This is a genomic window from Sphingomonas sp. AC411, from assembly GCF_979253035.1.
The window spans coordinates 3,442,997-3,453,951 of record NZ_CEEDAQ010000001.1 but is presented as its reverse complement, the minus strand read 5'-3'; the positions used below and the strand labels follow the sequence as shown (position 1 = coordinate 3,453,951).

The window sequence follows — 10,955 nt, the reverse complement described above, 5'->3', positions numbered from 1 at the left end:
AGGCGCAACCGAACCTCACGGGCCGACCCACCCCTACCCCTCCCTTCCAGGGAGGGAGAAGCGTGACCGAGGCCACGCAGGATATCGACACGCTCGCCAAGGGCGGCCGCACCAACATCGCCGGCTTCGTCCTCCGCCTCGCCGCGCGTATCCCGTTCCTATTCATCGCCGGCCGCATCTACGGCCCTGACCTCGTTGGTCGGTTCGCGATCGCAGTCGTGGTCGTCGAACTCGCCGCCTTGCTCGCAACGCTCGGCCTCAAGCGCGGCCTCGCGCAGGCGCTCAGCAGCGCCGACCGCCCCCACGCCAATGTCGTCTGGGACGCGATGGCGGTCGCGTTCGTCGCATCGCTCATCGCCAGCGCCGTGCTCTGCACCTTTCCGCAGATCATGTATCCGAACAGCGCGATCACCGGGCTCGACCGGTTCCTGCCGCTGATCATCGTCGCGGTCGCCTGGTCCGACGTCAGCCTTGCGGCACTTGCGTACAGGCTCAACGTCAAGGCAGCGGTGACTGCTCGCGCGGTGGTCGAGCCGTGGACGATCTCGATCGCCGCCTGGGCCTTCTCCTATTTCACGATCCGCGACGGCCTCGTGCTGAGCTATGTCGCGTCGATGACCGCAGCGCTGATCGCCAGCCTCGTGCCGTTCCTGCGCAGCTACGGGGTGCCGCGCGGCTGGTCGCCGCACCTCCGCCCGCTCTACGCGCTCGCCCGCGCCAACGTGCCGCTGGCCGGCGCCGACATCCTCGAATGGGGCAGCCGCAACGTCGACCGCTTCATCCTCGGCGTGATGTTCGAACCCAAGATCGTCGGTATCTATTACATGGCGCAACAGGTCGCGAGCCTGCCACAGAAGCTCAAGACCAGCTTCGACCCGATCCTCGGCCCCGTCATCACCCACAGCCTCGCGATCAACGACCGCGCCGCGATCGCCAACCAGGTGCGTCAGGTCGCATTCTGGATCATGGCCGCGCAGGGCGGGCTCGCGCTGATGGGCTCGATACCCGGCGAAGCGGTGATGGGCGTGGTCGGCCCGCAGTTCGTCGCCGGCACCGCCGCGCTCGCGTTCCTGCTGACCGCCGAGGTGCTGGCGTCGACCGGCGCGGTCAGCGAATCCGCGCTCGTCTACATCGCCCGCCACCGTAACCTGATGATCTCCGCGGCCATGCTTGCGTTCCAGGTCGGGCTCAGTTTCGCGCTGATCTTCACGATCCGCGCGCTGGGCTATCCGGTCAATTACCAGGCGGCGGGCCCGGCGATCGCACTGATGCTGTCGGTGGGCGTGACCTCGATCATCAAGGCGAAGCTGCTCGGCCACCTGCTCGGTGCAAAGGTCTCGCCGTGGCGCTGGCCACTGGTCTGGGCCGCCGGCGCCGCGATCGTCGTCGGCGGCGCCTTCACAGCATTGCCCAAGCGCTACGAATGGGTCGAACTCGCGATCGGCGAACCCGCGATCGCCGCGACCTATCTCTACATTCTGTGGAAATACGCTTTCGGCCCCGCGGACCGCGCGCTGTTCGGCAAGAAACCGGAAGCCGTCGAACCCGCGTTACCGCAGACCGGATCGCCGGTCCTCTAGGTCTTCAGTACGCGCGGGCGACCGCGAACTCGACGGCCTCAACCATCGCATCCTTGGCGTCGCCATTGGCAAAGCCGCCGATCGAGTCGATCGCGCGCTGGCCGTAATGACGGGCCCGCGCGAAAGTGTCGTCGATCGCACGGGTCGAGCGGATCAGGCGAACCGCGTGTTGCAGGTCGGCGTCGCTGTCGCGGCGTCCTTCGACCGCATCCTTCCAGAACGCGCGATCCTCGGCCGAGCCGCGTGCGTAAGCCAGGATCACCGGGAGCGTCATTTTCCCTTCGCGGAAATCGTCACCCGCGTCCTTGCCCATCGTGTCCGCGTCCGAGACGTAATCGATCGCATCGTCGACCAGCTGGAACGCGATGCCGAGGTTGCGGCCATAGGCGTCGAGCGCGGCCTCCTCGGCTTCGGGACGCTCGGCGACGACAGCCGAAATCCGACAAGCCGCGGCGAACAGCGCGGCGGTCTTCGCGCCGATGATGTCGAGATAGCGCTCCTCGCCGAGATCGACGCGGCGCGCGGCGGTGAGCTGGTTCACCTCGCCCTCGGCGATGACCGCACTGGTCGAGGACAGGATCTTCAGCGCCTTAAGACTGCCCGCCTCGACCATCAGTTCGAAGCTGCGGCTGAACAGGAAGTCGCCGACCAGCACGCTGGCGGGGTTGCCCCAGATGATGTTGGCGGTCCGCTTGCCGCGGCGCAGGTCCGAGCCGTCGACGACGTCGTCGTGGAGCAAAGTCGCGGTGTGGATGAATTCGACCGCGGCGGCGAGCAGGTGGTGCTGCGTACCGCTATAATCGATCAGTTGCGCGCTCGCGAGCGTCAGCATCGGCCGCATCCGCTTGCCGCCGCCCGCGATCAGGTGACCGGCGAGTTCGGGGATCAGCGGGATTTCCGACTCCATCCGCCCGCGGATGACCGCGTTGACCTGGTCCATATCGCCGGTGACGAGCTTGACCATCGGGTCCAGCGAGGGCTGTGACTCGGGATTGGGACGAAGGGTGTCGAGGCGGTGGACGGTAGCGCTCATCTGCCCGAGCCTCTGCCGCCTATGCCCCTGCAAAGCAACCCTTGCCGACCCTCGGCGTACCCGGCTCGCCCCAGTCTGCCGTACGACACCTTGCCGATCCGGCCGCGTCCCCGCAAAGGCGCGCCGAACCAAGGAAAGGGTAGGTAGGTGGCTGACGACCTGTTGACCGGATACCGCCAGAGCATCGACAATATAGATGCGGCGCTGATCCACATGCTCGCCGAGCGCTTCAAGGTGACCCAGGCGGTCGGCCGGCACAAGGCGACGCACGGCCTGCCGGCCGCCGATCCCGGCCGCGAGGAACGCCAGATCGCCCGATTGCGGCATCTGGCGGCGGAGGCACAGCTCGACCCGGAGTTTTCGGAGAAATTCCTCCGCTTCATCATCGACGAGGTGATCCGGCACCACGAGCGGCTAGCGCACGATCCCGCCTGAGGGGCGATTTTCGTCCCTTCCAGGGAGGGAGGTTCGGGGTAAGTTGGCGTCCGCATATCGGACCGCTGCGACACAATCCGGCCGACCCACCCCCAGCCCTCCCTTCCAGGGAGGGGGAGCTAAGGAGGCAAAACGACGGTTCCTCGTCCCTTAACTGGGTCTTCTCCCTCCCTGGAAGGGAGGGGTCGAAGTGGGTCGGTTTCCGCATATCAGACCGTTGTGACACGCGCTGGCCAACCCACCCCCAGCCCCTCCCTTCCAGGGAGGGGAGCAGCAGAATGACGAAAACGTCACCCTTGCTCCATTTGTCGATCATTCAAAGGCGTGCAATCGGTTGCGAATGACGTGGTTTCGACGATCGTTGCTCGCTTTTGCCGTGCTCGCAATCGGCGCGACCGGTTTCATGGGCTGGCTCGGCTATTTCGGTGGCCCGCTGTTCACCGACGTCCCCGCCATCACGACGCCGGCAAAGCCCCGCCGCCCGTTCGCCGCGGTCCTGCTGACCGGCGATCTCGGATACAAGATCGGCATGGCGCCGCAGATCGCGCGTCGGCTCGCGGCGGACGGCGTACCGGTGGTCGCGGTCAACACGCTCACCTACTTGCGCCGGACGCGCACGCCGGCGGACATCACGACGCTGATCGCGCGCGCCGAACAGCGGGCGCTGCGGTTCGGGCAGACCGACCGGGTCGTGCTGATCGGCCAGTCGTTCGGCGCGGACATGCTGCACGTCGGGCTCGTCGACCTGGCCCCCGACCTGCGCGCCAAGATCGCGAAGGTCGCGCTGATCGTGCCCGAGAACACCGTCCAGTTCCGGGCGTCCCCGAACGAAGTGTTCGATTACTGGACGCCGACCACCGATGCGCTGCCGACCGCCCACCGTCTCGACTGGGCGCCGCTGCTGTGCGTGCAGGGCGTCGAGGAGGCCGAGAGTCTGTGTCCGTTGCTGACCCAGGCCAATGCACGGCGGGTCGCCCTACCCGGCGGACACCCGCTTCACCGCGACGCCGATGCGCTCTACGACGTGCTATCGCGGTTCGTATTCGCGGATTGAGGATCGACCGATGGTTGCTGCAATGATGGCGCTCGCGATGGCCGCGGGCAGCCCGCTCCCGCTTCCCCGCTCCCGCTTCCGCGGTGGAAGGCGTCTGGCATAATCCGAAGAACAGCGTGGCGGTGAAGACCGGTGCCTGCCCCGACAAGACCGGCGGCAGCAAGCTGTGCGGCTGGGTCGTCCGCGCCGACGAAGAAGCGCAAGGCGACGCGCGCGATGGCGGCACCCCAAGCTGATCGGCACGGCGTTGCTGCGCGAATACCGCCCAAGCGGTCGCAACCGATGGTCCGGGCAGATCTTCGTGCCCGACATGGGGCGCACCTTTGGATCGACGCTGACGCTGGTCGACGCGGACACGATCGACGTGAAGGGGTGCCTGATCGGCGGCTTCCTGTGCAAGACGCAGACGTGGCGACGCGGTTGACGCGCGTGACCAGGATCCGCGACTGGGCCCGAATCCGCGACTGGATCGCACATCGCCGCGGCACTCTGATCGCGCTCGCGGTGCTGGTGGTCGCGGTGCTCGGCTTCGCGGCGATCCACAAGCTCACTGCGGAGATCCGCCTGTCGGAGGTCCGCGCGGCGTTCGCGGCGCTCGGCTGGCCCGAATTGTCCGCGTCGATCGCGCTGACGGTCATCAGCTACATCGCGCTAACCTTCTACGACACGATCGCGCTCCGGGTGATCGGCCACCCGCTGCCGTGGCGCACCGCGGCGGTCGCCTCGTTCACCAGCTACACGATCAGCCACAATCTCGGCCTCGCGATGCTGACCGGCGGCTCCGCGCGCTACCGGGTCTACAGTCGCGCGGGCCTCGACGAAGCCGCGGTCGCGCGCGTCGTTTTGATCGCGGGCGTGACGTTCTGGGCGGGCGTGATCACCGTCGCCTGCCTGTCGATGGCGCTGCATCCGGGCATGCTGCCGATCGTCCGCTGGACCATGCCGCCGCTGCTGGAGCGGTCGATCGGCATCGCGATCCCGCTCGCGATGCTGGCGATCGTCCTGCGCTATCGCCGCGGCGGGGCGATCGGGCTGTTCGGCTGGCGACTGCCCTTGCCCGATGCACGGCAGGCGCTGGCGCTCGTGCTGGTCTCCACGGTCGACCTCGCGGCGGCGAGCGCAGCGCTGTTCGTGCTGTTGCCGGGTGCCTCGCCAGACCTCTATCCGGTGCTGTTCCTCGGCTATGCGGTGGCGATCGTGGTCGCGTTGATCAGCCATGTGCCGGGCGGGCTCGGCGTGTTCGAGGCGGTGATCATCGCGACGATGCCGCAGAACAACGCGACCATCCTCGCCGCGCTGCTCGCCTATCGCATCATCTATTACGTCGCGCCGCTTATCCTGGCGGCGGTGTTGCTCGCGTTCCACGAGGGCCGGCAATGGCGTCGTCGCGACCGCACCGCCGGACAGGAGCGACGCGGCACCGATCCGCTGGCGATCGCGCTGCCCCTGGCGCCGCTGCTGCTGGGCGTGCTCGTCTTCATGTGCGGCGCGATGCTGCTCGTCTCAGGCGCGCTGCCCGCCGCGCCGGGCCGGATGGACGTGCTGGCGAGCGTCCTGCCGCTGCCGATCAGCGAGATGGCGCATGTCGCGGCGAGCCTCGTCGGCGTGATGCTGCTGTTCGTCGCGCTCGGGCTGTACCGGCGGCTCGACGGTGCGTTCTGGGCGGCGCGGCTGCTGCTGGTCACGGGGACTCTTTTGTCGATCGCCAAGGGCCTCGATTACGAGGAGGCGACCGTGCTCGTGCTGACCGCCGCCGCGCTGCAATGGACACGAGCGGCCTTCTATCGCCGGACGCGGCTGACCGCGGAGCCGCTGTCGCCCGAATGGCTGGTCGGCGTCGGCGTCGCGATAGGCCTGTCGGTGCTGATCGGCTTCTTCGCCTATCGCCATGTCGGCTATTCGAGCGACCTGTGGTGGCGGTTCGAGACCGACGCGAACGCCTCGCGCTTCCTGCGCACCAGCCTGGCGGTCGGGCTGTTGCTGATCGGCGCGGCGATCTGGCGGCTATTCGCGGCCGCGCCCGTGCCGATGATCCACGACGAACTGCCGCGCGACGTCGCCGAGGCGGCGCTCGCGCATGCCGACCGCACCGACGCAATGCTCGCCTTTACCGGAGACAAGCGGTTCCTGGTGTCGGACAGCGGCGACGCGTTCCTCATGTACCAGGTGAAGGGCGCGAGCTGGATCGTGATCGGCGATCCGGTCGGCCCGGCGGAGGCGTGGTCCGAACTCCTCTGGGCGATCCGCGCGCGCGCCGATGCCGCGCAGGGCCGGCTGCTGCTGTACCAGATCGGCCTCAGGATCGTGCCGATCGCGATCGAGATGGGGTTGAAGCTCGTCAAATACGGCGAGGAGGCGACCGTCGAGCTGGAGGGCTTCACGCTCGACACGCCCGACATGCGCAGCGTGCGCAAGGCGAGCCGCGTCGCCGAGCGGGCCGGCGCCGAGTTCGCGGTCGTGCCCGCCGCCGAGATGCCCGCGATCATGCCCGAATTGCACGCGATCTCCGACTGGTGGCTGGCCGACAAGAACCACGCCGAGAAGCGATTCAGCGTCGGCCGGTTCGAGCCGGGTATATGGCGAAGTTCGACTGCGCGGTGGTGCGGATCGACGGGCGCATTGTCGCCTTCGCCAATGTCTGGGGCACGCCGAACAAGCAGGAGCTGTCGGTCGACCTGATGCGCCACGCCGAGTCGATGCCGCAGGGGGCATGGACTTCCTGTTCACGCGGCTGATGCTGTGGGGCCACGAGCACGGCTATCGCACTTTCTCGCTGGGAATGGCGCCGTTGTCGGGGATCGAGGCGCGGCGGCTGTCGCCGACGTGGTCGAAGGTCGCCGCATTCCTGTTCCGCCATGGCGAGCGCTTCTACGGGTTCGCCGGCCTGCGCGCCTACAAGGAGAAGTTCCGCCCGAACTGGACGCCGCGCTACATCGCCTCGCCAGGCGGCACCTCGCTGCTGCGCGGGCTGATCGATTTGCAGGCTCTGGTGAGCCGGTAGGGCTTGGCCTACAAACTGTTCGCTTGGAACCAGTCGGTCGGCAAGCAAGCCTGTTTCCCCGCGAAGGCGGGGATCCAGTCTGGGCTCCCGCCTTCGCGGGAGAACAAGGAAGAGTGTGCCACCGTGGACGCCGGAACGTGGCTCTTCTGAACCTTGCCGAAGGGCCCTGCATGACGAGATGGCTTTAAACCGCAGGGCGATCCGTTCTAGGGCTCCCCCATGAGCTTCCTTCTGGCAATCGAAGGCGCCGACGGCGCGGGCAAGGCCACTGCCTCGGCATTGGTCGTCGAGCAGTTGCGCGCCGCCGGCCGCACCGCCGAGGTCGTGTCGTTCCCGCGCTATACCGAGACGGTCGGCGGCTGGGCGCTCGGCGCGATGCTGGCGGGAACGCTCCGCGCGGCACGTCGCCGAAAGCCGCCGCGGTGCTGTACGCGCTCGACCGGATGGAGTCGCGCGATCACCTGCTGGCGACGATGGCGGCGAACGACGTGGTGGTGTTCGACCGCTACATCGCCTCGAACATGGCGTATCAGGCGGCGCAGGTCCCGGCCGACGAAGCGGACTCGATGATGGCGTGGATCGCCGATCTGGAGACGGGGTCGTTCGCGCTGCCGACGCCCGACCTGTCGGTGTATCTCGATACCCCCGCCGAGATCGCCCGCGGACTCATCCTGAAGAAGCGCAAGCGGTCCTACACCGACGATGCGTTCGACGCCTACGAGGCGGATACCGGGCTGCAGGACCGGGTGCGGACGAATTACACGGCGATGGCGAAGACGGGTCTGCTGGGTCGGTGGGCTACGGTCTCGACCGTGGAGAACGGCGCGTCGCGGGCGCCCGCCGAGATCGCCACGGAGATCGTCGCGCTGCTCGACTGACGACCGCGTAAAACGCCAGTGGCTGATCCACTCCGGCGAACACTGCACCACCCCGGCGAAGGCCGGGGCCCAATTGGAGGGCGTTGCTAATTGAGCGCTGCCCTCCATTACCAAAACCTTTCCAATTGGGCCCCGGCCTCCGCCGGGGTGGTGCCCGTGGGACAGCACGCCATCCTAACTTTTTTGTCATCTAAGGATTCCGCATTGCAGCATAAGTAAACGCCATTACTTAGCACGCTAATGACTTCCTCCCGTGCCGTCCTCGAATCCTCCTACGCCCGCACCCTCCTGCCGCTCGCCCGCCTGTGGCGGCAGGCGGCGGATCGGGCGCTCAGCGACATGTGCGTGTCCGCATCGTCGGGATGGGCGCTGGTCCAGGTCGGCCGGCTCGGCGACGACGTGCGCCAGACCGATCTCGCCAACCAGCTCGACGTGACGCAGGCCTCGCTCGTCCGCTCGATCGATCAGATGACCGCCGCCGGCCTCGTCGAGCGCCGCCGCGATCCCGCCGATGCGCGCGTCAGCCGGATCCGCCTGACCGAGCGCGGCCGCACGCTCGTCACCACGATCGAGGCGAAGTTCAGCACCCTGCGTCATGAAATGCTCGAAGGCGTTTCCGACGACGACCTCGCGACAGCCCTGCGCGTGGCGGAGCAACTCGGCGCGCGGTTCATGGCGGATCGCGCGCGATGAGCCTGCCCCGATGATCCTCGCCCGGTTCGGCGCGAAGGAAGCGCTCTTCTCGATCAAATGCCTGATCGCCGCGTTCCTCGCCTACTACATCGCGCTCAAGATCGGCCTGACGCGCCCCTATTGGGCGGTGACGACGTCCTATATCGTCGCGCAACCGCTGGCCGGCGCGGTGCTGTCGAAGGCAGTGTTCCGCGTCGCGGGCACGGTGCTCGGCGCGATCGCCGCGGTCGTGCTGGTCCCCAATCTCGTCAACGCGCCCGAACTCCTGTCGCTCGGCCTCGCGCTGTGGCTCGGGCTGTGCCTCTATATCTCGCTGCTCGACCGGACGCCGCGCGCCTACGTCTTCCTACTCGCCGGCTATACCGCCAGCATCATCGGCTTCCCCTCGGTCGCGACCCCCGGCGCGGTGTTCACCACCGCTGCGCTACGCGTGCAGGAGATCACGATCGGCATCCTCTGCGGCAGCCTGATCCACGGCCTCGTCTTCCCGCAGACCGTGACCGCGGCGCTGCTCGGCCGGATCGACGCGATCCTGGCGGACGCCGAGCGCTGGTCGCGCGATTCGCTGGCCGGCGAGTCCGATGCCCAGCTCGATCGCGACCGCCGCCGCCTCGCGCTCGATATCAACGAGCTGCATCAGCTTTCCATCCATCTGCCGTTCGACACCGCGCGCCTGCTGCCCCGCGTCCGGACGTTGCGCGCGTTGCAGGCCGAACTGTCGATACTGCTGCCGCTCGCGAGCGCGGTCGACGACCGGATCGTCGAGCTGAAGCGAGGCGCCGACGCCCCCGCCCCGAGGCGCTCGCGCTGATCGAGGACGTCCGCGAGTGGCTGCGCGATCCGCCACCCGCCACCGAGCGCGGCGCAACCGCCGACGCGCTGATCGCGCGCGCGCGTGCGCTCGAGCCGCCGGTCGACGACACGCTGATCTGGCGCGATGCGTTGCGGTTGAGCCTGCTCGCCCGCCTCGGCGAGCTGGTCGACGCACACCGCAACGCCCGCGACCTGCGCGATCAGATGCGCTCGCCGTCGCGCACGCCCGTCACGCCCGCGGTCGCCCGCCTGCTCGCGCGCACCGCCAAGCGCCCGCTGCACCGCGACCGCGGGATCGCACTGCGCGCCGCCGCCGGCACGATCATGACGATCCTGCTCGGCTGCGCATTCTGGATCGGCACCGGCTGGTCGGACGGCGCAGGCGCGGTGCTGATCGCCGGCGTTTGTTGCGCGCTGTTCGGCAACAGCGACAACCCTGCCCCGGCGATCAAGGCGTTCTTCTACGGGACCATCCTGGGGCTGATCGTGTCCGCGGTCTACGCCTTCGCGATCCTGCCGCGGGTGACCGACTTCGTGACGCTGGCCGCGGTCCTCGCACCCCCATGCTGATCGGGGGCATGTTCCTCGCGCGGCCCTCGACCTTGCTCGTGACGCTCGGCGCGCTGCTCGGCGGGTTGAATACGGTCGGGTTGAACGACCGCTTCGGCGGCGGCTTCGACGCGTTCCTCAACGGCGGCATCTCGCAGCTGATTGGCACGCTGTTCGCGGTCGTCACGGTCGGCCTGTTCCAGACGATTGGCGCGGATACCAGCGCTCGGCGGCTGATCCGCGCGGGCTGGCGCGAACTGGCGGCTCGCAGCGATTCGCCCGGCCGCCCCGACGCCGCCGGTTGGATCGCCCGGATGCTCGACCGTATCGGGCTGCTCGCGCCGCGGCTCGCATTGCAGGGCGAGGACCCCGGCAAGCCGTTGCTGGACGCGCTGACCGACCTGCGTGTCGGCGTCGCGGTCGGCGAATTGCGCCAGTTGCGGCTCGACGGCACGCCGAACGAAGCCTCGCTGATCACGCCCGTTCTCAAGGGGATCGGCGCGCATTACCGCGCGCTGCGCCCCAGCGAACCGGCGCCGCCCGAGCCCGACCTGCTCGCCGGGATCGACACCGCGATGACCGGGTTCGCGACCAGCACGCCAGACCGACACCGTATCAGCATGCTCGCGCTGACCTCGCTGCGCCGCAACCTGTTCCCAGCCGCGCCGCCTTATCTGGCACCTGCTTACGGAGTGGCGGCATGACCGGCGAAATCTCGATCGGCGGCGTCTATCTGCCGAGCCTCCTGCTGCTCGCGGTCGCCGCCGTCATCCTCACCGGCGTCGCCACACGACTGCTCGCCTTCGCCGGCGCCTATCGCGCGGTGACGTATCGACCGCTCGTCGATCTCGCGCTGTTCATCCTCATCCTCGGGCTGCTCGCCCTGCTCACCGGACCTTCCGCATGACTACTGCCCGCC

The 10,955-nt window shown here is 68.3% G+C and carries 10 protein-coding genes and 2 pseudogenes; 11 read left to right on the top strand and 1 reads right to left on the bottom strand.

The window, feature by feature from the left end; genetic code table 11:
- Positions 1–62 precede the first annotated feature (62 nt).
- The gene (locus tag AC0IX7_RS17670; RefSeq protein ID WP_471813138.1) at positions 63–1,580 is read left to right on the top strand and encodes a lipopolysaccharide biosynthesis protein; all 1,518 of its coding nucleotides are present in this window, start codon (positions 63–65) and stop codon (positions 1,578–1,580) included.
- A gap of 4 nt (positions 1,581–1,584) precedes the next feature.
- Here the strand turns inward: AC0IX7_RS17670 and AC0IX7_RS17665 are convergent, their stop codons facing one another.
- A complete protein-coding gene (locus AC0IX7_RS17665) occupies positions 1,585–2,613 on the bottom strand; it encodes a polyprenyl synthetase family protein (protein WP_471813136.1) in 1,029 nt (342 codons plus the stop codon).
- A gap of 147 nt (positions 2,614–2,760) precedes the next feature.
- Between AC0IX7_RS17665 and AC0IX7_RS17660 the strand changes: the two genes are divergently transcribed.
- The 10 genes and pseudogenes from AC0IX7_RS17660 (at position 2,761) to AC0IX7_RS17615 (ending at position 10,943) form a co-directional block, all read left to right on the top strand.
- Positions 2,761–3,048 carry a chorismate mutase gene (locus tag AC0IX7_RS17660; RefSeq protein WP_332742401.1) on the top strand — a complete coding sequence of 96 codons (288 nt, stop codon included), beginning with the start codon at positions 2,761–2,763 and terminating at the stop codon, positions 3,046–3,048.
- Between the two features lie 376 nt (positions 3,049–3,424).
- The gene (locus AC0IX7_RS17655) at positions 3,425–4,102 is read left to right on the top strand and encodes an AcvB/VirJ family lysyl-phosphatidylglycerol hydrolase (protein WP_471813134.1); all 678 of its coding nucleotides are present in this window, start codon (positions 3,425–3,427) and stop codon (positions 4,100–4,102) included.
- Between the two features lie 83 nt (positions 4,103–4,185).
- Complete coding sequence (locus AC0IX7_RS17650) at positions 4,186–4,338, top strand: hypothetical protein (RefSeq protein WP_471813132.1); 153 nt, start codon at positions 4,186–4,188, stop codon at positions 4,336–4,338.
- An 11-nt stretch (positions 4,339–4,349) separates the two neighbouring features.
- Complete coding sequence (locus AC0IX7_RS17645) at positions 4,350–4,526, top strand: DUF2147 domain-containing protein (RefSeq protein ID WP_471813130.1); 177 nt, start codon at positions 4,350–4,352, stop codon at positions 4,524–4,526.
- Positions 4,475–6,837, top strand: a pseudogene (gene mprF, locus AC0IX7_RS17640) (bifunctional lysylphosphatidylglycerol flippase/synthetase MprF). The gene AC0IX7_RS17645 and the pseudogene mprF overlap by 52 nt, the downstream one beginning before the upstream one ends.
- Positions 6,813–7,103, top strand: a complete 291-nt coding sequence (locus AC0IX7_RS17635; protein ID WP_471813129.1) for a phosphatidylglycerol lysyltransferase domain-containing protein — start codon at positions 6,813–6,815, stop codon at positions 7,101–7,103. The pseudogene mprF and the gene AC0IX7_RS17635 overlap by 25 nt, the downstream one beginning before the upstream one ends.
- Before the next feature lie 422 nt (positions 7,104–7,525).
- Complete coding sequence (locus tag AC0IX7_RS17630) at positions 7,526–7,981, top strand: nucleoside/nucleotide kinase family protein (RefSeq protein WP_471813127.1); 456 nt, start codon at positions 7,526–7,528, stop codon at positions 7,979–7,981.
- A 240-nt stretch (positions 7,982–8,221) separates the two neighbouring features.
- Entirely contained in the window at positions 8,222–8,674 is a 453-nt protein-coding gene (locus AC0IX7_RS17625) for a MarR family winged helix-turn-helix transcriptional regulator (protein ID WP_471813126.1), read from the top strand.
- Positions 8,577–10,740, top strand: a pseudogene (locus AC0IX7_RS17620) (FUSC family protein). The gene AC0IX7_RS17625 and the pseudogene AC0IX7_RS17620 overlap by 98 nt, the downstream one beginning before the upstream one ends.
- Positions 10,737–10,943 (top strand): DUF1656 domain-containing protein, encoded by a 207-nt coding sequence (locus tag AC0IX7_RS17615; RefSeq protein ID WP_471813125.1) that lies wholly within the window; start codon positions 10,737–10,739, stop codon positions 10,941–10,943. The pseudogene AC0IX7_RS17620 and the gene AC0IX7_RS17615 overlap by 4 nt, the downstream one beginning before the upstream one ends.
- The last annotated feature ends 12 nt before the right edge of the window (positions 10,944–10,955 follow it).

Excerpts from the sequence above, each read along its gene's own strand:
- AC0IX7_RS17615 (WP_471813125.1), top strand. The coding sequence starts at position 10,737 with ATGACCGGCGAAATCTCGATCGGCGGCGTCTATCTGCCGAGCCTCCTG.
- AC0IX7_RS17635 (WP_471813129.1), top strand. The coding sequence starts at position 6,813 with ATGGACTTCCTGTTCACGCGGCTGATGCTGTGGGGCCACGAGCACGGC.
- AC0IX7_RS17665 (WP_471813136.1), bottom strand. The coding sequence starts at position 2,613 with ATGAGCGCTACCGTCCACCGCCTCGACACCCTTCGTCCCAATCCCGAG.
- AC0IX7_RS17625 (WP_471813126.1), top strand. The coding sequence starts at position 8,222 with ATGACTTCCTCCCGTGCCGTCCTCGAATCCTCCTACGCCCGCACCCTC.